Here is a 23,839-nt window from a genome sequence, read left to right as displayed (position 1 = left end):
GTTGTCGGATTTTTTATTGTGACTGTCTGACAGGGCTGGCAGGTCAGGCAGTGGACAGAAAATAACACTCTGTTTACGTGATTAATACAGGGCTGCAAAGTCAGGCGAAATGATAGGCGCGTAATTCTGAACTGAAACGCTTCAGCAAGGGGTTTTGTAACTAAATTTCTCGCAAAATCAAGGAATCAGGGCGTTATTCCTCCTCCAGGGCATTATCCAGCCATTGATGAGTAAATTGCGCCAGCGGCACGGCTTCAGAATAAAGATAGCCCTGACCAATCGTGATACCGCGGGCCAGCAGCCAGTCACGCTGTTCACTGGTTTCCACCCCTTCAGCAATGACATCCAGGTCAATAATGTCAGCAATGGCCGCCACGATACGCACCATCGTGTCGTCCTCAGGCAACGCGGCAACAAAGCTGCGATCCATTTTCAGTTTGTTAACCGGTAAGGCTTTAAACTGATGCAGGTAGTTAAGATTGGAATAGCCCATCCCAAAGTCATCCAGTGCAACGGCAACGCCGGTTTTTTGCAACATCCGCAGCAGGGAAATAGCCTGCTCAGCATCGCCCATTTGCGCGGTTTCGGTAATCTCCAGCACTAATGTGCCTGGCGCAATTGAATGGCGCGCCAGCAAGGATTGCAGATGATTCACAATGCTGACATCGCGTAACTGAACGGCAGAAATATTGATACTCAGCGGGACCCTCACCCCATGGCGCTGCCAGCCAGCCAGAATGCGGCATGCTTCTTCAAATACCCAGCGGCCAATCGCTGAAATCACCCCGATTTCTTCCGCGCTGGCGATGAACTCTTCGGGTAATCCGTACCGGCCGTCCGCCTGACGCATACGCAGTAGTGCCTCCGCACCCGCCAGCCTGCCGGTGCGCATATCAATCTGGGGTTGCAAATAGAGGGCAAACTGCTCGTCGTGCAAGCCCTGTAAGATATCGTGTTCCTGAGTTAAGCGCTTTTGCGCCCGTTCGGTGAGGGCGGCATCAAAAAACAGGATCTGATTTTTGCCCTGACGACGGGCTGACATCATTGCGGAGGTCGCACGATCCAGCATCTCATTAGCCCCCGTCGTTTCATCTTCTTCGCTTAACGCCAGACCGATACTGGCATTGGGTCGCAGTTGTAGCTGATGCAGAGTGACAGGCTGATTAAGGCGAATCATCAGATTGCGGGCCAGCCGCATCGCGCGAAAGGGGTTGCTGGCTGATTTCATCAGTAAGACAAAATCACTGGTAGCAGTCTGTGCCAGCAATGTCTGATCATCAATGGTGCTGCGAATTTTCTCAGCCAGCGTCAGCATCAACGTATCGCGCTGTTCATCACTGAGTACACCATTCGCTTCCTGCAGGGTTTCGATGCGTATCACCATCACACTAAAAGCATGGCGACGAGCGTGGATAAACTGTTCCAGTAAAGCTAAAAACAGCGCCCGATTCGGCAGATCGGTGACGTCGAAATGCGTTGTTAACCGACTCATCTGATCATGAATGGACTCAAGCACCTGCTGGTTGCGGTTATAGCTGCGAATCAACATACCGATTTCATCGTCACGGTGATCGGCTGGCACAGACAGTTTGTGGGTCAGAATCGCCTGCGGTGGCAGTTCCTGTATTTCACGGGAGATACGGCGCAGCGGATGCACCACCAACCGGTTTATACACCAGCTAATTGAAACGGACAGGATGAGTGCCAGCAGCAAATAGGTGATGATCATCGTGGAGAACGTGCTCAGAATAAACTGGTAAACACGAAATGAATTCGCCTGCAGTACCAGATAAGCCAACGGCTTCGGTAAACCGGTATGCTCAACAGAGTAGAGCGGTAAGGTGATTTGCACCGGCAGTTCAAAGATCCTGGCGATCAGTCTGGGAACGGGTTTCTCGTTTTCGAAGTTCGCATGCAGCGCCTGGAACGCATTCGGCAGCACCACATCAGCACGCGACAAAATCCCGGCGGGTTTTAACGAATTAAGAATGCGTTCAGCCTGAGGGATGTCCGCTTTCAGCACCGCTTCAGACAGCGGCTGACGCACGGTATGCGCAATATTCTCCATCTGCTGGGCGTAGTCGATTCTGCGCTGTTGCACAAAATGAAACAGTTGGATAACGATAAAAATGCTGATGGTCACTGTCGCTATCAGCGAGACTGTCGCCATCTGTTTTATCGTCAGCGATCGGCTTACGCGCAAAAATTCACTCCCGGCTCGTGACGAGCGTAGACATCAGAAAAGAAAAGCGCGTCAAGTATATCCTATCGCAAGATGTATTTGTGGCTTAAGGGGGCGGAAGCAGACGAATCGGAATTGCGGTCACGTCAGTGACCACATGAAAAGCGGCATGCCGGAACAGCATGCCGCAGAGCGGGCATCAGGCGCTTAGTGCTTCTCCTGCCAGGCTGTCCAGGTCAGCAACTGGAGGCTGGCAGAAAAGTAGTTCTGCCCGGGCGACAGCTTGTCGCTCAGGTAGCCGGTTTGGTTCAGCACCAAATCCCGTACCGCCAGTAAGCCGCCGTCCATATTATAAGGGGCCGCCGTATTGGCCAGAACATCAAACCAGGCTGGCGTATTCGTGCGACTATAACCTTGCCAGAGGCGCTGAAAGGGGCCCAGCGCCAGGCTTTGCGGATCGTACCACCAGATGTTGAGCGGGACGCGAATCGCGTCATAACTGAATCGGTTTGAATAGCCCACCGCTGGCGCAACGGAACCATCCGCATTCAGCGCTACCCAGTCCAGCGGCAGGTCGCTGTTGCCGAAATGCATTTTGCCCAGCAAGGCCATTCCACCGTCAATCAGCTTATTCCATACCTGTAGATGGCTGCGCTGGCCAAACTCCTGCCAGGCAACAAACAGAAAATAAGACGGGTTCAGCACCACATAGCTGTTTTTGTTGAAACCCTGCGCACCGGGCATCAACACGGTGTAACCGCCGAAATTCGCCACATCCAGTTTTACAATGGCACGCTGAATGCGGTCTGATTCCTGTTGGTAATCTGCGACGTTCCACTTTTGCGCCGCACGCTGTAACGCCCAGGCAATTAACACATCGCCATCAGAAGCATTGTTTTTATCCGCTACCGGATCCTGTGCTCCGGGAATATAGCGCCAGTAGAACAGATCGTTTTGCGGATTTCGCAACGTGGTGCGAGTCCATTTCCAGAGCCGGTCAAAAGCCGCGCGGTCATCGTAGGCGACCGCCAGCAACATGCCGTAACCCTGCCCTTCGGTATGGCTGACATTATTATTTCCCGTATCAATAATGCGCCCGTCTGACTGCAGGAAGCGGCTTTTGTAGGTATCCCACCCGTTGGCCATCGCCTGAGCACTAAAAAACATCACCATAAAACAGACCAGAATTCCTGACCACACTGACTTAAGTCTCATCAGAGCACCTTATTGATATCGGAAATGCAACGTATTGCCGTCATTAAGCTCCAGCGTCACCGGTACGGCTTTACTGCCGCCCTGCCCCTGAAGCCAGCCGGAGAAAAGCCCCGCGAGAATGGCAGCAAATGCCGTCTGCCAGTCGGCGGCAGGCTGATAACTGTCGCCTGCGGGTGCAGCGTGGTGCTTAATTAAGATGGCACTATCCTGCGGCTGTAACTGAACAAACCCCCAGTTGAAGCGGGCCAGTTGCAGGTTACATTCACGCTCCAGATCCTGCACGGTACGGGCTGCGGGCAACGCATAACGTGCCGCAAGTGATTCACCCATGTTATATAAAAAAGCCGTGGCCTGCTCCTGGCCCGCGTTGGCAATCATGCCTTCGACCAGAACGCTGACCAGATCAAACCAGCCAGGCTGATGTGGGTGGCTCGGCCCACTCAAAGCTTCACTCATTAGTTGTCTCCGAACAGGTAGCGGAAATAGAGCTGCGCGCTGCTTTCGTTATAATCACCAAAGGTGTCATAACCCAGTTGCCCGCCAATCGTGACATCTTTATCGATTTTATAATCGGCACCTGCATGCAGGTTGTAACCTACACCGTTTTTACTGTTGCCCTCGTAGAAGGCGCTTTTGACATGCCCGTTGGCGGCCAGCGCTTCCAGCTGTGCCTGACGGGACGGATCGTTCGGGAAGTACGCACTCTTATCCTGGCTGTAACTCTGGTAACCCAACGCGCCGCCAATATTCACCTTCAGGTCATCGAAGGTGCGCGTGAAGTCGATCGGGAAGGAGATGGACGCATAATCCTGCGGGCTAAAATAGCCACCCTGTCCGTAGCTGAAGTAGCTGAGATTTTTCGAGAAATCCATCCACGATAAACTCATACCGACTTTAAGTTCACGATCGTCAGCATGGAATGGACGAACATAGACGCCCGCATTGGCTTGCAGGTTGTTGTTACTGGCTACGTTTTCACCTACATAGCTGTAAGCGCCAGCCCCGACATACATGCCGGCGTCGCCATTATCGTAGCTCAGTAAGGCATTACCGCCGTTTTTGGTGACGTTCCCCCAACGCTTGCCGCTGGATTTATCTTCAGTCCCGACATAGGACAGCAGACTGTCAGTAATCGCACGCCGTTCCCCGGTCAGGATAAGCGTCAGGAAGTCCGTGATTTTGGGCGACCACTGCACACCACCGACCAGCGTATTCAGGTCCTGGCCCAGCGGCGTACTGCCTAAATCCACTTTGTAGCTGTCGCCCTTAAGCGCCAGGCTTAGCTCAACCCCTGAGGCCGTTTGCGAATTGGTCGAGGCCGTCGGCACGTCGTCCACTTTTGCGCCATTGGCCGCCACCACTTTGCCTTGTTCCAGCGCGTTGGTGCCGAAACGCCGCCATGCATCGCCCGCAGCGCTGCCCGCCGTCAGTGACACTGGCGTCATGGTAAAGTCGAACCGTGCGTCGCCGAACGGCACAGTTGAGAAAGTGAGTGGAGCTTTCGCTTCCGTCAGCTGACTCAGGCCCGACTCACCGTCACGTCCGCGTACCTGTACCGTGCCCTGTGCCCAGGTGTCCGTTTTTTCCTGGAGGGTTTCCATCATGGCATCAATATCATGTAACGTCTGAGCCTGCTGAGAGGGAACATTCGTCGTACTGGCCACGGTGGCATCCGGCGATGTGCCTGATGAGGCCGGCGCAACCTGCCAGGGCAATACCGTGCCATACGTCGACGGCGTGCGCCCAACAGGCGAGGTGCTGCGGTTCACAAATGGGTTGTCGGCGAGTGCCAGTCCGCCGATGGTTGGCGTGGTGCCGGGCTGCGCACCTTGCAGACCGATAATTTGTCCCCGCGCCGTTCGCAGATAACGCATGGCCTGGCTATGGTCGCCATTGGCTTCTGCCACCTGCGCGAGCAGCAGCTGACGCTGCGGCGTCGGGTCGGGCGTCAGGCCACGGGCCAGTTCATTGGCACGCTGCACATCGTTTTGCGCCAGGGCAACATTGATCGCGCCAACGCGCGCGTCCTGCGACGGCGTATCCTGCGTCATTAAGTAGTCATAGACGACGCCCGCGTCTTTATTCATTTTGCCGTCCTGATAGAGACGGGCCATGGCAAACATTAAATCGCGGTTTTGTGGATCGCGCTGCAGCGCGCCAATTAACTTATCGTACGCGGCGGCGTACTGTTTCTGCTGACGCAGACGATCCACCTCGTTAATCAAATAGCCTTCACGCAAGTCGGCCAGTTGCTTAGGCGTACTGCGTGCCTGCAGCGCAGGCGTGCTCAGAAAACGTTGTGCTTCACTCTCAAGTCCGGCCTGGTTCAGCACGGCCACCTGTGCAGCATAGTCACCGGCATTGCCCTGAACACCCCGTTGCATATTGCCACGCACGACCGCTACGGCACCGGCAAGATCGCCGGCTTTTGCCAGTTTCTGTGCCAGATTTCCCGCATCAACCGGATTATCCGGCGGGTTGACGGCAAGGGCTTTTAACGTATTCGCCGCTGCCGCATCAGATCCTTGAGCCAGATACTGATCGGCCGTGGCCATTTGCAGATTAAAATTTACCCGCTGTGCCAGTTCCCGCATATCACGCGTTTGTGCACTGGCGGGAATACGGGCCAGCAATGCGCTTGCCTGCTGCCAGGCACCACTTTCGCTGGCGTTTAACGCACCGGCATAAAGCTCAGCCGTGCTGGCGCCGTCGCGCATCACTGGCTGCATCACGCTCGCTGCCTGGATTGAATCACCTTGCTGCCGATAAAGTCGCGCCAGATCAAGGCGTAACCAGCCATCCTGCGGATAGCGCTGAATGCCCTGCTGCAAGGTGGCGATAGCCGCACTGATGTTGCCCGCTGCTACCTGCCGCTTCGCCAACTGGCGAACAGGATCGACGCTGCTGCCACGCGGCGCCACACTTTGTCTGACGCTTTCTGGCAGCGAAGCCAGTAATGTATTGGCCTCCGCAGTGCGATTCTGCTGGCGTAACACATAGAACAGCCCTTCGCGCGCATTGCGGTTATCCGGATCGTTTTTTAAGATTGTGCGATAAGCCTGCTCAGCCTGCTCAGGTTGATTGCTTCGACGTAACACATCAGCGCGGAATAAGCCTGCTGCCACTCCTTTTTCGCCTTCCGCCTGAGTAAGGGGGGCGCTGAGTGCCAGTGCCTGCGCACTGTCACCGTTTTTAAAAGCCTGTTGGGCGTTGGCTAACTGGGCATAAAAACGCGCATCAGCAGCCTGCTTCTGCCGATCGGCGCTCTGATCGCCGCCCAGTTGTGCCGCGCGCTGCAAGTAGTCCGCCGCCTCCTGATAACGGCCTTCTCGTTGAGCCACATAACCCATGCCAGCCAGCGCATCCGCATCCTGGGGGTTCGCCTGCAGCACTTTGCCAAAACTGGTTTCTGCGCTGTTCACATCACCGCTGTTCAGCGCGCTAAAACCTGCCCCCTTCTCCGCGCCGCCGACATTTTTACGGTAATAGTCCATCACCGCAGTATCCTGGGGATGACGCTGCTGCCAGGTTTGGTAAAGCGGCGCATCTGAAGCCTGGGGCCCCAGCCATAAAAGTGCCTGGCGAAGAGAGCGATCGGCATCCTGATTGCCGCTGGCCAGTGTACTGAGCAGCTCAATCCCTTCACGTCGGGTTGAATCCTGATATGTCAGTGCTTTTCCCAGCGCCAGTCTGGCCCCCATATCCTGCGGATGCTGAGCCGAAAACTGGCGCAATGCTTCAATCGCCTGCGGCAGCAGGGCACGGTCACCCGCCATGGTCAGGTAATATTCCGCAGCAACGCTGGGGGGCGGCTCATTGCCGCTAAAGGTATTGCGCCAGGTTTGCAAGGCCGCCGCGATATTGCCACTCCGCGCCTGCTGGCGAGCCAGGGAGAGCTGTGCCTGAGGAATGCTTTGCAGCTGGCGAGCGTTATCCAGTTCAGCCAGGTGCGGATCGTTGGGCGAAACCTGGCTGAGGCGCGCACGGTACTGCATCGCGCCCGCATTATCGCCACTTTGCTGAGAATAGAGCGCCAGCAGGTAAAGTGCCTGGGTGTTATCAGGCTCCACCATTAACACTTTCTGCAGGGACGCCTTCGCCAGATCATCGTGCGCTTTTTGATGCCAGTAGGTTGCCTGATCAAATAACGCCTGCAGCGCAGGATTGCTGCTCTCCGCTGCCTGAAGAGGCAGAGATAAGGCGATTGTCCCGCCCAGCACTAACGCGCGACAGATCCCGGCACTGATTTGGTTTTTATTCATTATTATGGCCCTTACTTCTTACCGGCATCGCGATTATCATTTGCCTGCAGTCGACGCGAGGCATGTCGTTTCAACATGGCCCACGCGGCACTGCCCACCACGGCGGAAAACAGCAGTGCAGCCAGCGCCATTAATACCGAGTGCTGGTTGGCATACCATACCACCATCATGTACCACGGCATTTCCCCACTGGGAAACTGCGGCCCAACCCGGAAGCTTCGGATGCCATTCTCATCGGTAATAATGGCAGTATCGCCTCTTACCGCCGCATTAATGCGGGCAGAGCTGAGGTCACCATGTAATCTCAGCAACTGGTCGTCACTGGTAGCAACCGCCATCACGACCAGACGATCCGGGTTCCATGTCGAGCGGTAACTCAGAAAACCACGCCAGGACTCATTCGAAGAGAAATAGCGATCGGCATCCAGTGGTTGACGATACCAGTCACCCATCAGCCAGCTGCGCAGTTTTTCAAGCGTGGTCGGTTCTTTCACACCCAGCGCGCTGCCGTTAGCGTCATAAGGCGAGTTTTCGAGCATTGCCTGATTGAATGCGCTGTTTCCGGTCGTGCTCACGGCCAGTAAATCCGTTTGCTGAACCCGTGCCAGGTTATTGCCGCCGTTTGGCAGACCAAACAACACCTGATTCTGTGCCAGGACAACACCCGTCGCATTTCCCGCGCGAGCGGACAGATTTAACAGCGTGGAAATTTCCGCATCGCTGGGCTGCCCGGGCAGCAGTAGTGTGGTTTGTGAAAAGTCCGCCAGACGGGAAAACGGAAACGAAGCGCCCACAAAATAGGACAGGTTAGGCAACATGCTAAAGTGCCGCGTGTGACTCAGATCGATCCAGGAGTCCTCTTCAATTCGGCTCTTAATATTGTTGTTGAGTAACACGCCGCAGGGCGCATCGGCCTTGGGCTTAATATTAAAATAGAGCGCCAGCTGGTTATCGCCGTAAATCAGATAGGGATCGAGGTTAATCTGGTAATGCTCCTGACGCGCATCGCCACCCAGGCGGTGCCAGACGCTTTCCAGTAGCCCCTCTTTATTGACGGTCAGATTACGCAGGAAAGTTCCGTTCAGGGTGACATTAAGCAGTGAGTTTTTCTCATCAATCCAGGTCTCTGACGGAAAGCGGTAATGCAAATGGAGCGGAACCGTATCCCCATCCCACAAAAACAGATCGGGCGCTGCGCGGAAATTAACCCGCATCGCATCGTGCCAGATACCGGTCGCGGTAAGGCTTTGATCTTTGCGCAACAGCTGACCCAGACGGACAGGATGGAGCGTATTGATCCAGCGAGGCGCATCGTAAGGACTGCGACTGGCAATGGATTGCGGCTTAACCTGTAACATGCTGCCATCGGTAGTCAGGGGCTGGGTTGTCAGACGATTCGCGGCCTGGCGCAACTGATTTTCGTCTGCGCCACTCACCAGCAGCAGCTTATACACCGGATTGCCTGGATTATCGACCATTTGCAGGGTGGGCCCTGAACTGGCAGGAAAGGTCAGTGTGCCAATCTTGTCACCGGGATGACCAAACAAGATGCCGTTTTTTTCCGGCAGCGTACCGCGGACGACCGGGAAGCTGATGCCGCGGTAATCACTTTGAATGCCCAACCAGGATGCCACCAGCACTGCCGCAGTGACCGTGTCGGGTGAAACGCTGTTGGTAAAGGCAAACATGACATCCGCTGCGGTCATACGTTGCGGGTCAATAAATGGCCGCGGGAAGTTACGCAGGCTGGTGCCAATATTTAACTGCTGGCCTTCAAGGCTCAACATCGTTTTGGGCAGAATAGTCACCTGATACTGTTCCGCACTGTCTTTTTCGCACAACAGCTTATCGGCGTCGTTAATTTTAAAACTCAGGTTGTTGTTGGACACGATCATGGCCGCCGGAATGTCCAGCTGGTAATCGCTTTCATCACTGTCGCCCGAACCTAACGGCAGCGTACCGAGCGGTTGGCCGTTTAACATTAACTGCAGAGAAGTATTACGTGCCGCCAGCGCCTGGGAAACGCGTAGCGACAGGTTAAGGCGTGCGTTGGTCACTACCTCATCGCCTGGCAACGTAAACAGGATACCCGATTGCAGTTGACCACCGGTCAGCGTAATCCCCTGCCGCTGCCCCATTTGCGCCACGCTCAGCGTGCTGCTGACGGGCTGATTGAGCATGCTGCTGGCCATCGCGGTCGCCGTAGCCTGACCCGGTGCATAAGGGGTTGCACCCGCCGCCGCTTCCAGGGCCGGTTCTGCGTTATCAAGCCCCGCCGGTGGCGGTACGCTCGACAGCGCGCTGCTGTCATGGGTGACGGTAGCAGGGCTGCTGGCAGACGGCGCAGCGGCTGTCCCGCCATTCGGCATCGCCGACCCGGATGCCGCCTCATGAGTTGAGGTTGATACCGCAGGGTTCTCTGCCCCGGTGCTGGCTGCTGGGGCTGCGCTGTTATTCAGCCCGGCATTGCTGTCTGGCGCTGGGCTGTTGTTTGGTGTGGTATTGCTATCCGGTGCAGTCCTCATGATCGGGGCAGCACTGCTATCTGGCACAGGGCTGTTGTTGATCACTGCGTTGCTGCCAGGTGCGGCGCTGTTGTTGAGGATGGTATTACCATCCGCTGCAGTCCTCATGATCGGGGCAGCACTGCTACCTGTCGCAGGGCTGTTGTTGATTACTGCGTTGCTGCCAGGTGCGGCGCTGTTGTTGAGGGTGGTATTACCATCCGCTGCAGTCCTCATGATCGGGGCAGCCCTGCTACCTGTCGCAGGGCTGTTGTTGATTACTGCGCTGTTATTCGGCACCGCGCCACTTTCCGGTGCCGCGCTGTTGTTTAACACCGCATTGCTGTCCGTGGTCTGGCCGTTATTTACCGCAGTAAGGCTGGCGTTATTACCGGCAACGGGCGCCTCTGCCGACGCCGGCAGAGCCCACAATGCAGCCGAAAGCGACCCTGCAAGCATCGACTGTATCAACATTCTCATACTGCACTGTCCTCTTTCACCGCCACGTTTTGCGCTCCGCCTTTACGTTTCTCACGGCGATCTAACCAGGTCAGCCAGAACAGTTCGAAAACAGTACGAATAATGGTACCCAAAGAAGTAAGGGGGTTATCTTGCTTATATTCAGGCTGAATCCATGCATCCGCTCGCGCCAGTACCACACGCACCAGTTCGCGACGACGCGACAGCGGCATTGCGCCAAAGCTGAGACGAATGCTCTCTTCATCGCCGGAAATTTTGCTTGCCGGGATAGTAATCGTGCCGGATTTCAGCAACAGATCGATCTCTTCAATCGTGTCATGCTCATGACGGTTATCCGGTGCGTCCAGATGCGCGCCACCCATTGAGAGATCGCTGGTCATAGTGCGCGAGGAAATACCGCTGGCGTAATGAATAATGGCCGGAATTTGCACCTCGATACGAATCGTTTTTCGTACCTGCTTGGTTTCACGCGCGACCGCAATCGCGGCCATTAAAATAATTAAGCTGAAGATCGCCCAGCCTACGTTAAGGGCAATCACGTAAGGATCGACACCAAAATAGTCATGCATCGTCGCACGCACGATACCCGCTACGATGCCAATGCTGAGCAATAGCGCAACGATGACGTGCGGGCGAACAATATGGAAATCGAAGAAGCCCTGATCCAGTACGCCGCCTTTGTCCGTTACGTTAAATTTGCCATGCTTAGGTGACAGCAATGTCAAAATCGTCGGAATCACCAGGTGGAAACACATGACGGTTTCATAAATTTCCCCCCAGAAGGTGTAGCGGAAACGGCCATTCATACGCGAGTTTACCGACAACGACAGCACCAGATGAGGCAGGACATAAGCAAAAATAAGCGATGCTGACGAATGGATAATATTCAGATTGAACAACAGATAAGCCAGCGGCGCGGTCAGGAAGATGACGCGCGGCAGACCAAACTGGAAATGCAGCATGGCATTGAGATAGCAAAGCCGCTGTTGCCACTTTAAGCCACGACCCAAAAGTGGGTTATCGACGCGGAAAATCTGCGTCATTCCGCGGGCCCAGCGGGTACGTTGTATTACGTGCAGGCCCAGACGTTCAGTCGCCAGGCCTGCAGCCAGAGGAATGGCCAGAAAGGCCGATCCCCACCCACGACGCTGCATTTTCAACGCCGTATGGGCATCTTCGGTCACCGTTTCGACGGCGAAACCGCCAATCTCTTCCAGCGCAGAACGACGAATGACGGCACAGGAACCGCAGAAGAAGGTCGCGTTCCAGTTGTCATTACCCTGCTGCACCGGACCATAGAACAGCGCACCCTCATTAGGAATGCTGCGCGCTGCGCGCAGATTGCGTTCAAAAGGATCGGGCGAATAAAAATAGTGCGGCGTCTGTAACAGCGCCAGCTTAGGATCTTTCAGGAACGGGCCCACCGTTGCCTGTAAAAATGTGCGGGTCGCTACGTGGTCGCAGTCAAACACGCAAATCAGTTCACCTTTTGTGATCTTCATTGCGTGATTAAGATTACCGGCTTTGGCATGGCTGTTATCGTCGCGCGTGATGTAGCCCACACCCACGTCGGCCGCGAATACAGCAAACTCCCGACGTTTTCCATCGTCAAGCAGGTAAACCTTTATCTTGTCACGCGGATAGTCAATGCACTGTGCGGCCAGAACAGTGTCACGTACGACATCAAGACTTTCATTATACGTGGGGATATAGACATCAACCGTTGGCCACAGGCTGGTGTCCTCCGGCAGGGGTTCAATCGTTCGCTTTAATGGCCATGTGGTTTGCAGGAAGCCGAGTATAAGGATCAGCCAGACATACAGTTCCGCAATATATAAGCCAATGCCAAGAATCGCTTCGATTTCAGAATTAAAATACAGTGTTTCCGTCGTCCGCCACCATATATAGCGGGATGACATCAGGGCAGAAAGAATAACCATCACTACCGTTATTTTACGGCTTTTACTGAACCCCAATAAAAACACCATACCAATGCTAATCAAGCCAAAAATATACTGTTTTTGACTATCCATCGGCGTGATAATAATCACCGCAGCAACAGGCGCAAGCACCAGCAGCAGCAGGTAAAACCCAAGTTTACCCATGACCCACCCTGAAAGAGCTGTTTTTTTTAACCTGCCGGAGCAGGTCATTACATTTAGTAGTTACCGGTGTTAATTTGCGCCTGAACTTCGCCATTCCCCACCGTGATATTCAGAATACTGGCGACACGCTTGGTGATCAGTTCGATATCAAAGGCAGCAGCAGAGGCAGGGCTGAAATCATAAACGGATTGCTGCGAGGCGTTGGCCTCACCCACACTTTCATCACGATGAATCTGCCCCAGGAGCGTATCGCCCAGCCGTTGCTGAAGAAAAGCGGTCACATCGCGATTGATATTCCGGCGATTGTCGCACTGGTTGAGGACAAAATAGTGACCGTGCCGGCTGTTCAGCGGCTGCCCAATCAGGCGGTTTTCTTCAATATGGGGTAACAGTGACACGGAGGCGGTATCCGCCAACATAACGACCAAATGCATATCGGCTAACGCCCTGATGGCTTTAAGCGCAGGTCCGGGTCCGGGAGGAAAGTCCGCTACCATCACCAGGCCGGGATAGTTCAGTAACGTATCAAGGCCTCGCTTGAGAAAATGCGGGTCTTTAGTCAGATTCTCTTCGAACCGCTCACGCTGGGCTTCGGTAACATTGCCGTAAGGCAGAACAAAAATGTTCCCTCCGGTCGTCAAAATAGACTGGCTCCAGTCAGCCTGCTCTTCTGAGCGAGCAACGAAACCCCGTCCGTCATTCAGGGGAACGCCGAAATGAAGACGCAATGCATTCTGTACATCAAAATCAATTGCCAATACCTTGCTACCCGATCGGGCCAGACTCCAGGCCAGATTGGCTGCCAACGTAGTTTTCCCCACCCCACCTTTGGGCGAGCACACACAAACTAACGGCATAAGGCAATCTTCTCCAGTAACGGTTTTAATAACGTTTCTTTAGGTAAATTCTCTGACGCGCTGTTACGCGCACGGAACAGATCGCTGAAGCGACCGTTCTCTGCTTCAGGACGTGCCGGGATTGAGGGGGCAGTGTCAGGTGCCGTTACCGGCGCATGCGTCTTCTGTACAGCGACCCCGGCCTGAGGCGTTGCTGAGGATGTCGGGAACAGGGAAGAGGAAGCGTGTGAAGCAGGCTCAGTCACGTCAGGAAGCGGCTCGCTGGCTGACAGGCTGTTTATGAGGGAACGGGAAGAGGCAGATGCAGGCGTCGACAACTGCGCGCTCTGAGTTAACGCTGAACCCATGTCCAGACTAAACTCATCACCCTGAATCGGTTGTGGCTGGGGTAAATCAATACGCTGGCCACCACTAAACGGCATTTGCTGATCGTCACTCGCCAGTTGACGAATGAGAGACCATTTACTTTTCTCCGCCGCTTCCTGCGATTGGCCTGACATATCCTGAAAGGCGATATCGAGCGTTTTTGTCTTTTCCTTAAAACGCTGTAAGTCGTCGTAATTCTTCATACACCACAACCTAAAACATAGGGAGGATTTTTCCAGGAATATATCATAATAATTTGAACACAGTGAGATAATTCTGATTACAAAACCAACAGATTCAATAAGAAAGCTTAATGCTAATTAGTTGTGTTTAGCAAAAAATGAGCACTAACTCACATATATTTCGTAAAATTATTGAGACAGCCTTAAGTAAAATATCAGCCTCAATGATTAAGATCTAAGTATCTACTAACCCGGGGAGCATGGCTAACACAACTCCTTGTATTGGAAAGCAAAAAAAAGCTGTCTCGTGTACTGTCGTTTTTACAGCATTCTGACATTGGTGCTTAAGGGTTGTGAGAATATTGAATTATGGTTGGTAAAGTATTACTACGCGAATGCGTGGCCAACAAAACCTGTATTCTTCAAATCCGGCGGCACGTCACATCCCAGGATTTATGAATGCCGCGAACGGGCAGAGGAAGAACGTGCCACTAACCAGCGGTGCTTTTGGCGATGAGTGACGCCAGGAAGGTAACGACAGCGTTGCGGGCTTCTACAGTCAAGCGGAATCACCTGTCGTTTACCTACAAGGATTCCGCATGACAGGACATCTCTAGCGCGTCACATCACCTGACGCAATCAGTTGGTTTTCATCCTGATCAACCGCAAAACAGGCTATCTGCTGCTCACCGTACTGCTTCAGTTTCGGCTGCAACTGAACACAGGTGCCAAAACGGCGACGGCAGCGCGCATTGAACGCGCAACCCGGAGGCGGATTGAGCGGGCTGGGGAGTTCACCGGTCAGCTTGATACGTTCACGACGATCGTCAGGATTCAGACGTGGCGTGGCCGACAGAAGCGCCTGGGTGTAAGGATGGCGGGGATGAGCAAAAATCGCCTCTTTACTGCCCTTTTCAACGCAGCGTCCCAGGTACATCACCATCACGTCATCTGCAATGTGTTCAACTACCGACAGATCGTGAGAGATGAAGACATAAGACAGCCCCATGTCTTGCTGCAGATCCATCATCAGGTTAAGCACCTGCGCACGCACTGACACGTCCAATGCCGAAACCGGTTCATCTGCGATTAAGACATCCGGATCGAGCATCAGGCCACGCGCAATCGCAATACGCTGACGTTGTCCTCCGGAAAACATATGGGGATAACGGTCATAGTGCTCGGTTTTCAGACCGACTTTGGCCATCATTTCCAGCGTTTTTTCACGCCGCTCGGCTTTAGTGAGCGAAGTGTTAATGATCAGCGGCTCTTCCAGAATCTGGCTGACTTTTTTACGCGGGTTTAGCGAACCATAGGGATTTTGAAACACGATCTGAATTTTCTGTCGACGCAGCTTTTGCGCCTGCGGATCGTGTTTTAATAAATCCTGACCATGCCAGTAAAGCTGCCCTTCCGTCGGCGTTTCAATCATAGTCAGTAAACGGCCTAACGTGGATTTGCCGCAGCCTGACTCCCCCACCACGGCCAGTGTTTTTCCGCGCTCCAGGTTAAAAGAGACACCATCCAGCGCTTTGACCAGTCGCTCCTGACCAAATAAGCCTTTTTTCACCGGATAGTGTTTTTTCAGGTCAATAGCCTGCAGCAGATAGTCGTGCTTCGTTTTCTCAGGACTCATAGGTTGGTCTCCCGGCATCGTCCAGCGGATAGTGACATTTGGACTGACGTCCCGGAATCGTCCGCAGTTCAGGTTCTTCTTTACGGCAGCGATCGTTAGCATAAGGGCAGCGTGGATTCAGCAGACAGCCCATTGGACGATCGTATTTGCCTGGCACCACCCCCGGCAATGAGGCCAGGCGTGCTTTATCGGCCGCGAATTCTGGCAGCGCACGCAATAACGCCTGCGTGTAAGGATGACGGGGGGCTTTAAAGATATCGGACGCTTTGCCGCTCTCTACTACCTGGCCGGCATACATCACAATGATATGGTGGGCCGCTTCTGCCACCAGTGCCAGGTCGTGTGTGATCAGGATCAGCGCCATGTTTTCCTGCTTTTGCAGGTCCAGCAGCAGTTCAATGATCTGCGCCTGAATCGTTACGTCCAGCGCGGTCGTCGGTTCATCGGCAATCAGCAGCTTTGGACGACAGGCGATCGCCATCGCGATCATCACGCGCTGGCTCATCCCACCAGACAGTTGATGCGGATACACATCCAGCCGCGAGGCCGGATCGGGAATCCCCACCTGATTCAGTAGATCAATCGCCCGCTGGCGGCGGGTACTTTTATTACCGCCCTGATGGACCTTAATGGCTTCCATGATTTGGTAACCCACGGTATAGCAGGGGTTCAGGCTGGTCATCGGGTCCTGAAAAATCATGGCCACTTCGGCGCCCACCAGCTGACGGCGCTCTTTTTCAGAGATACGCTTTAGATCGCGTTGGTTGAATTCGAGCTTTTCCGCCATCACCTTACCGGGGAAATCGATCAACCCCATGATAGCCAGAGAACTGACGGATTTACCCGAACCCGACTCACCGACAATGCCCACCACCTGGCCCTGTTCAACCTGATAACTGATGCGGTCTACTGCGCGGAACGGTGCCTTATCGTCGCCGAAATGCACCGATAACTTATCTACATTTAATAACGCCATCTCGGTGCCTCTTTACTGCTTGAGTTTCGGGTCGAGTGCATCACGCAAACCATCGCCCATCAGGTTAAATGCCAGCACGGTCAGCAGAATGACTAATCCGGGGAACGTCACCACCCACCAGGCACTTTGCGCGTACTGCAATACGTCGGAGAGCATAGTGCCCCACTCCGGCGTTGGCGGTTGCGCACCCATACCGAGAAAGCCCAACGCCGCCATATCAAGAATGGCGTTGGAAAACCCTAACGAGGCCTGAACAATTAACGGGGCCAGGCAGTTAGGCAGAATGTTCACAAACATCTGACGCAGCATACCGGCACCGGCGACACCTGAGGCCGTCACATAGTCACGATTGACCTCAACCAGTACCGCCGCGCGTGTCAGACGGATATAGTGCGGCAGCGCGACAAAGGTCAGAGCAATAGAAGCATTGACGATCGACGGACCAAAAATGGCGACCAGAACAAGGGCTAACAGCAGGCTAGGCAGCGCCAGCATAATGTCGACCAGACGCATAATCGTGGCATCAACCGCTCCACCGATATAGCCCGCCAGCAGGCCAAAAATCACGCCAAAAATCAGCGACAACACAACGACCATGCAGCCCACCAGCAAGGAAAGGCGCGCGCCGTACATCAAACGCGAGAGGATATCGCGCCCCACATCGTCGGTGCCCAGGATATAGCTCCAGCTTCCTCCCTCCTGCCACACAGGTGGATGCAGCAGGGCATCACGGAACTGCTCCGCCGGGCCGTGCGGTGCCAGCACCTCGGCAAAAATGGCAATCAACAGCATCAGAATGATGTAAACCAGCCCGATAACCGCGCCTTTGTTACGTTTAAAGTAGTGCCAGAACTCCTGAATCGGGGTCATCGGCTTAGGTGCGACATTCACACTCGCGGGATCAACGACAGACATGATGCCCCCTTATTTCTTATGACGTATGCGCGGGTTCACCACGCCATACAGCAGATCAACCAACAGGTTGACCAGGATAATCAGGATAGCCGTCAGCAGCACACCGCCCTGCACGACCGGATAATCACGGCGTTGCAGCGCTTCGATCAGCCAGCGCCCCAAACCCGGCCAGGAGAAGATGGTTTCGGTCAGGATGGCCCCTGCCAGCAAGGTGCCCACCTGCAAACCGATGACCGTCACAACCGGCAACATCGCATTACGCAGAGCGTGAACGACGATAACGCGCATACGCGTCAGGCCTTTCGCCCGGGCGGTGCGGATATAGTCTTCACCCAGCACTTCCAGCATAGAAGAGCGCGTCATGCGCACGATGACGGCCAGCGGAATGGTGCCCAGCACAATCGCGGGCAGAATCATATGCATGACGGCATCTTTGAAGTCGCCAGGCTCTCCCCAGATGAACGTGTCAATCAGCATAAAACCGGTCAACGGATGACTGTCGTCCAGAAACACCGTATCTGCCACGCGACCTGAAACCGGTGTGAGATTGAGCTGGACCGACACCAGCATAATCAACATGATGCCCCACCAGAAAATCGGCATCGAGTAGCCGGTCAGGGAAATCCCGACCGCGGTGTGATCGAATACAGAACCACGTTTTACTGCGGCCAGAACGCCAACCGGAATCCCCACGGCGACGGCAAACATCATGGCGCAGATCCCCAGTTCCAGGGTGGCTTTAAAGCGTGGGACGAATTCAGTCCATACAGGAATGCGGCTCTTCAGTGAAATACCTAAATCACCGTGCAGCACACCGTTGATATAGTGCAGATACTGTTTCCACAGCGGCTGATCGAGCCCCATCATCGCCATTAACTCAGCATGGCGCTCGGGGGAGATACCGCGTTCACCTGCCATGATCAGCACCGGATCGCCCGGGATCATATGCACAAACGCGAAGGTCAATAATGTAATACCGATGAACGTTGGGATGACAAGCCCCAGACGCCGGAGTATGAACTGCAGCATAGGCGTAATTCTCAGTCGTTTTCCTCTGGCCCTGGCCAGAGATAACATTGCTCATTAACCGCATCCCGCGACAGCAGAACGCGACGCAGGAAGCGCTTCTTTTTGTAAAAGTAATTAGCCGGAAAAAAAAGAGCAGATAACAGGCGACCTGACACGGTCGCCTGAGGGCCGGTAAAACCGGCCCTGACTGCAGTAATCCGAAAGGTTATTCCTGAATATCGACGGTATCGAAGTGATGTTTACCTAATGGATCAACGACATAACCAGTAACTTTCTTGCTTACAGGCTCATAAACGGTTGAGTGAGCGATGATCAGCGCAGGCGCCTGGTCATGCATGACAACCTGAGCCTGCTTGTAGTACTCAATACGTTTGTTGTGATCGGATTCCGCACGTGCTGGCTGAATCAAATCTTCAAACGGCTTGTAGCACCAGCGCGAATAGTTAGAGCCGTCTTTCGCCGCCGCACAGCTGAACAGCGTAGCGAAGAAGTTATCGGGATCCCCATTATCGCCAGTCCAGCCCATCATGACCGTCTGGTGCTCACCCGCTTTGGCACGTTTCAGGTACTCGCCCCATTCATAGGTGACAATCTTGGCTTTCACGCCAATTTTCGCCCAGTCAGCCTGAATCATCTCTGCCATACGGCGCGCGTTCGGGTTATAAGGACGCTGAACCGGCATTGCCCACAGATCGATAGAGAAACCATCCGGCATACCGGCTTCTTTCAGCAACGCTTTGGCTTTCTCTGGATCGTAGGCATAGTCTTTAACATCGTTGTTATAACTCCACATTGTCGGTGGAATCAGGTTTTTCGCTGGCTGACCGGCGCCCTGATAAACCGCATCAATGATGGCTTTCTTGTTTACCGCCATGGTCAGTGCCTGACGCACTTTCACGTTATCCAGCGGTTTTTTCTCGGTGTTGAATGACAGGTAACCGACGTTCAGACCTGGCTGCTCCATCAGGTTAATTTTGCTGTCTTTCTTCATGCTGGCGATATCAGCCGGATTCGGATACGGCATGATCTGACATTCGCCTTTCTGCAGCTTGGCGTAACGTACTGACGCATCGGGGGTAATCGAGAAAACCAGACGATCGATTTTTGGCTTGGTTCCCCAGTAATCCGGGTTGGCTTTGTACAGGATACGTGAGTCTTTCTGGTACTGCTGAAGCACAAACGGCCCGGTGCCCACTGGATTCAGGTCAATTTTTTCAGGCGTGCCGGCTTTCAGCATGTTGTCAGCGTATTCTTTGGACATGATGGAGGCGAAATCCATGCCCAGATCAGCCAGGAAAGGCGCTTCAGGACGCGTCAGCACAAAGCGAACGGTATGATCGTCTACTTTTTCGATTTTGCTGATCAGCTTTGGCATATCCATGCCTTCAAAGTACTCGTAGCTGCCGCCAGAGACGTTGTGGTACTTGTTGTTTTTGTCTAACTGACGCTCAAAAGAAAACACGACGTCATCCGCGTTAAATTCACGCGTAGGTTTGAAATCTTTAGTCGTTTGCCATTTCACGCCGTTGCGCAAATGGAAGGTATACGTTTTACCGTCAGCACTGACGTCCCACTTTTCAGCCAGTCCGGGTACCAGTTCGGTCGTACCCGTTTTGAATTCAACCAGACGGTTATAGATTGGAACTGAACTGGCATCGTACGTCGTACCCGACGTAAAGAGTTGCGGGTTAAACCCTTCCGGAGAACCTTCAGAACAATAAACCAGGGTTTTCGCCTGAACACCTGCGGCTACGGTCATGGCGACGAGGCTCAGACCGACCTTCAGCATCCTGGATTTGGCCAGGGAGTTGATCATGCTTTTGCTCCATTGTGATGTGTTGTTGTGTGCATTGCCCGACCTCTGGTTTTTTTATGCGGTTCAGGCGGTCCACCCTGAGCGGGTGATAAGAGTGAGATATTTTTGTTTTGATAATGCTGATTGATAAGTACCCATCAGAAAAATCTGTATCTGCACCGTTATTGACGCATCAATTTGTCAACAGTTGCAAAGAACGTCAATACAACGGTTAGTTATTTACACAGAGTGTGAGGAATAGCAAGCAACGATAAAAAAAACCCTGCGCGCGCTAACGCCCTATATTGCACAGTGGCGTGGCTTTATTTCCGCGCATTCTGCTACGACAGTCATTGTTAAGCAGTCATTACCACTAAATAAAATCGTACATCATTTAGCGCCAAATGTTGGATATCTGAACGATTCCCTGTGCGTTATGACGTTCATACAGCGGAAAATGCTGATATTTTCTCGCAAAAATTTAACATTTTGCGTTTTTACTGCATAACCAAAACTTATATTTCGCCTGCCAGCATCCCTCAGACAACAAGGCCTGTATCGCATTGAGACGGCAAAATAGCGGTCTGTCATGAAATTGCGCTGCAAGGATGTGTTATTGGTTTTTCACAAAATTACTGACATGAGATTTTCTAATAACAAACCCATAAAGGCTTGCTGTGATGACGTAATTTTCACAACACGTCATAAGCCCCGTCACAAACACAGGTGACGATGACTATGTCAGGCCGCAGCAAAAAAAGCTGTTTTATCATTGGGTTAAAAACTAAACAGAAAGAGTAAAGATGGCCCCCTTTATTAACGAAACCCTGCGCATGCACGGCGCAAGCTGCCTTCGGCGGTTCTCCCCCGCTTTTATTGAGGCGAAAAAAACCTGTCTTTGCAGACAGGTTGCTTAAACAGGGTCGGCGAGAGAGGATTAGGCTTACTGCGTAAGCCCCCTTCGGGCCGTTGCGTTCGCAACGTTGTCTCGCTTCGCCCGGCGCAAACCGCCTCCGGAGGCTCTCATCCTCTTTTATTCAGGCGAAAAAAAACCTGTCTTTGCAGACAGGTTTCTTAAACAGGGTCGGCGAGAGAGGATTAGGCTTACTGCGTAAGCCCCCTTCGGGCCGTTGCGTTCGCAACGTTGTCTCGCTTCGCCCGGCGCAAACCGCCTCCGGAGGTTCTCATCCTCTTTTATTCAGGCGAAAAAAAACCTGTCTTTGCAGACAGGTTTCTTAAATATGGTCGGCGAGAGAGGATTCGAACCTCCGACCCACTGGTCCCAAACCAGTTGCGCTACCAAGCTGCGCTACTCGCCGATGGGGGCGCATGTTACTGCTCCCCCTGATAAGCGTCAACCGCTTTTTGCGCTTTTAAGGCCAATCGCCTGGAAAGCAGGCGGTCAGCGGCTTCTCGGCGTTATCAATCCAAAATCCCTGTGTGATTACAGCGCTTTAGTCGCCGTTCTGGCTGGCGCCTGGCACCAGTTGTTCGCCTGCTTAATTCCACCATCGGGCGAGGTATAACCCAGGCAGCCCAGAATCGTATCAAACAGCTCAACATGACGATGGGTTTTGCCCGTACGCTGTTGCGCCTGCAGTCGTTCAAAGTTTTCGCGATTCGTAGAGTCCGCCAGGTATTTGTCCGATGCCCAGACCATCATCGGCACGCGGAACTGCTCTGGTGGTGCCATCTCACGCGGCGTGCCGTGCAAATGCATATTGTCGCTAATCGATTCACCATGATCAGAGGCATAGAAAACAATCGCTTTCTTATCACGCAGCTGATCCAATACGCTGTCCAGCATGCTGTCGACGTAGAGTACCGAATTATCATAGGCATTAATCAACTGCGCTTTGCTACAGGTTTCATCCACGCCCATGCATTCAGGCTGGTAACGCGCAAAACTGCGCGGATACCGTTGCGAATAGAGGTAATGGGAACCTTTGGTATGCAACACAACCAGATGCTTACCTTTTGGATAACGCTGCAATGATGCCTGCAGCTCAGGTACAAGCAGCATATCATCCACTGACTTGCCCTGATTGCGTGGTTCTGAACCGATCTGCTCACGGAAAGAGAAGTTATTAGCGTTGATGTTATCGTAGAACCAGACTTCACTCTGCATCGCAAACAGCTCTGAGGTGAAGCCTAGCTCTTTCATTACCGCGAAAACATTTTGCTCTTTTAACGTCCGGCCAGGATTATCCATGGTGCCGCCTTCACGTACAAACATACAACGTAAAGACAGCTTGGTCGCGGTATCACAGGATTCACCGCGGAATGCGACCAGATTCTTCTCCTGAGAAAGCTTCGGCGTGGTATTACGCTCGTAGCCCAGCAACCCCATATGGTCCCAGCGCGTGGTTTCGCCGATAACAAACACAACGTAAGTATCATCTAAGCCCGGCGGCGCAACATAGGTAAACTTTTGGGCAGGATCCAGCAGTTCATGGTTTTCCAGCGTTTCGTCGACTTTCGTCCAGGTAAACAGGCCCAGCGCGGCCAGCCAGTTAGAGGGTAAATAGGAGTGCGCAACTACGCCGCCATAACTAGGCAGATCGATATTGGTCACTTCCTCATTGTTTTTTTGCAACTTATCAAGGTAGCGGATGGGCAGCCAGACGAGGGCGACGCAAGCCAGCAGGATAAGCGTCGGCTTAAGACGCTGTCCTGGTGTGCGCAGTTGCTCATTGAGCGTCATGCTAAGACTGTTACGCCAGATGAAGAACAACGGCAGCGCACTGGCCAGGACCATCCACAAAATGAAGTGATAGCCCACGACCTCTTTAGACAGATCGGTATCGGTTGTCATCACGGATGCAACAATGCCATAGCCGATAACCACATTAAAAAAGGCCATGTAATAGGCGGCGGCGACAGAAATCAGCACGATCAACGTGGCCAGAATACGGTAAAACACTCTTCCACCCAGCGATAACAGCCGCATCAGGAAAAACGTTAACAGTACGATAGCCACAACCTCTGTAAGCGCGGTGAGCCAGGCTGTCACGGTTGAGGTTGTCAACAGTCCCGCAAAGCGGCGATAAAAAATCGGCAAATTCAGCAGGATACCGAGATACAAAGCCAGCAAGAGCGACAGCTTTTGCTGTGTTAATGATTTTATATAATTCATGAAAAATGGAGTTTCCCCGGACTAAGCGCTTAACCAAACGTTAATCTGACTGCCATATTTCTGCAGAGTTCGCGAATTAAGCAAGCCGGTTAAATAAGAAGAGAATTCTGAGCGTTTTGACATGCCCTGATATAAAGCGGCACAGTTAAGCACGCGGCCACGCTATAAACCAGAAAATAATCCTGTTCAGCACGATCCG

14 protein-coding genes, 1 tRNA gene and 2 other RNA genes are annotated in these 23,839 nt (G+C 53.3%); all 17 read right to left on the bottom strand.

Annotated elements, in window-relative coordinates; all coding sequences use genetic code 11:
* Positions 1-193 precede the first annotated feature (193 nt).
* The 17 genes from hmsP to eptB all read right to left on the bottom strand — a co-directional run bounded on the left by hmsP (position 194) and on the right by eptB (position 23,640).
* Complete coding sequence (hmsP, locus tag RAC90_RS14970; RefSeq protein ID WP_072193761.1) at positions 194-2,203, bottom strand: biofilm formation regulator HmsP; 2,010 nt, start codon at positions 2,201-2,203, stop codon at positions 194-196.
* A 186-nt stretch (positions 2,204-2,389) separates the two neighbouring features.
* Positions 2,390-3,397: a glycosyl hydrolase family 8 gene (locus RAC90_RS14965; RefSeq protein ID WP_033737323.1), complete on the bottom strand. Its 1,008-nt coding sequence runs from the start codon at positions 3,395-3,397 to the stop codon at positions 2,390-2,392.
* Between the two features lie 9 nt (positions 3,398-3,406).
* Positions 3,407-3,853 (bottom strand): cellulose biosynthesis protein BcsD, encoded by a 447-nt coding sequence (bcsD, locus tag RAC90_RS14960; protein WP_039339205.1) that lies wholly within the window; start codon positions 3,851-3,853, stop codon positions 3,407-3,409.
* A complete protein-coding gene (locus RAC90_RS14955; RefSeq protein WP_375124508.1) occupies positions 3,853-7,659 on the bottom strand; it encodes a cellulose synthase subunit BcsC-related outer membrane protein in 3,807 nt (1,268 codons plus the stop codon). Before RAC90_RS14955 ends, bcsD begins: the two co-directional genes overlap by 1 nt.
* Before the next feature lie 11 nt (positions 7,660-7,670).
* On the bottom strand, positions 7,671-10,643 hold the full coding sequence (gene bcsB / locus RAC90_RS14950; protein ID WP_375124507.1) for a cellulose biosynthesis cyclic di-GMP-binding regulatory protein BcsB: 2,973 nt from the start codon (positions 10,641-10,643) through the stop codon (positions 7,671-7,673).
* Entirely contained in the window at positions 10,640-12,748 is a 2,109-nt protein-coding gene (gene bcsA / locus RAC90_RS14945; protein WP_006121414.1) for a UDP-forming cellulose synthase catalytic subunit, read from the bottom strand. The genes bcsB and bcsA overlap by 4 nt, the downstream gene beginning before the upstream one ends.
* 53 nt (positions 12,749-12,801) lie before the next feature.
* Complete coding sequence (gene bcsQ / locus RAC90_RS14940; protein ID WP_033737319.1) at positions 12,802-13,605, bottom strand: cellulose biosynthesis protein BcsQ; 804 nt, start codon at positions 13,603-13,605, stop codon at positions 12,802-12,804.
* Entirely contained in the window at positions 13,596-14,174 is a 579-nt protein-coding gene (gene bcsO / locus RAC90_RS14935) for a cellulose biosynthesis protein BcsO (RefSeq protein WP_054688574.1), read from the bottom strand. Before bcsO ends, bcsQ begins: the two co-directional genes overlap by 10 nt.
* A 592-nt stretch (positions 14,175-14,766) precedes the next feature.
* Entirely contained in the window at positions 14,767-15,789 is a 1,023-nt protein-coding gene (gene dppF / locus RAC90_RS14930) for a dipeptide ABC transporter ATP-binding subunit DppF (RefSeq protein ID WP_033737317.1), read from the bottom strand.
* On the bottom strand, positions 15,779-16,765 hold the full coding sequence (gene dppD, locus RAC90_RS14925; RefSeq protein ID WP_006121410.1) for a dipeptide ABC transporter ATP-binding protein: 987 nt from the start codon (positions 16,763-16,765) through the stop codon (positions 15,779-15,781). Before dppD ends, dppF begins: the two co-directional genes overlap by 11 nt.
* Before the next feature lie 12 nt (positions 16,766-16,777).
* The gene (dppC, locus tag RAC90_RS14920) at positions 16,778-17,680 is read right to left on the bottom strand and encodes a dipeptide ABC transporter permease DppC (RefSeq protein ID WP_006121409.1); all 903 of its coding nucleotides are present in this window, start codon (positions 17,678-17,680) and stop codon (positions 16,778-16,780) included.
* Between the two features lie 9 nt (positions 17,681-17,689).
* Complete coding sequence (gene dppB, locus RAC90_RS14915) at positions 17,690-18,709, bottom strand: dipeptide ABC transporter permease DppB (RefSeq protein WP_033737316.1); 1,020 nt, start codon at positions 18,707-18,709, stop codon at positions 17,690-17,692.
* Between the two features lie 205 nt (positions 18,710-18,914).
* On the bottom strand, positions 18,915-20,525 hold the full coding sequence (gene dppA, locus RAC90_RS14910; protein ID WP_006121407.1) for a dipeptide ABC transporter periplasmic-binding protein DppA: 1,611 nt from the start codon (positions 20,523-20,525) through the stop codon (positions 18,915-18,917).
* A gap of 899 nt (positions 20,526-21,424) precedes the next feature.
* Positions 21,425-21,552, bottom strand: a non-coding RNA gene (locus tag RAC90_RS14905) — RtT sRNA.
* Between the two features lie 33 nt (positions 21,553-21,585).
* Positions 21,586-21,713, bottom strand: a non-coding RNA gene (locus tag RAC90_RS14900) — RtT sRNA.
* Positions 21,714-21,746: 33 nt separating this feature from the next.
* Positions 21,747-21,823, bottom strand: a tRNA-Pro gene (locus tag RAC90_RS14895).
* A gap of 125 nt (positions 21,824-21,948) precedes the next feature.
* A complete protein-coding gene (gene eptB / locus RAC90_RS14890; RefSeq protein WP_006121406.1) occupies positions 21,949-23,640 on the bottom strand; it encodes a kdo(2)-lipid A phosphoethanolamine 7''-transferase in 1,692 nt (563 codons plus the stop codon).
* Positions 23,641-23,839 lie beyond the last annotated feature (199 nt).

Source organism: Pantoea sp. CS_6 (assembly GCF_041954745.1).
Lineage (GTDB): Bacteria > Pseudomonadota > Gammaproteobacteria > Enterobacterales > Enterobacteriaceae > Pantoea > Pantoea stewartii.
Note: the sequence above shows the minus strand (reverse complement) of the source record. Positions and strands in the feature narration are given on the sequence as shown.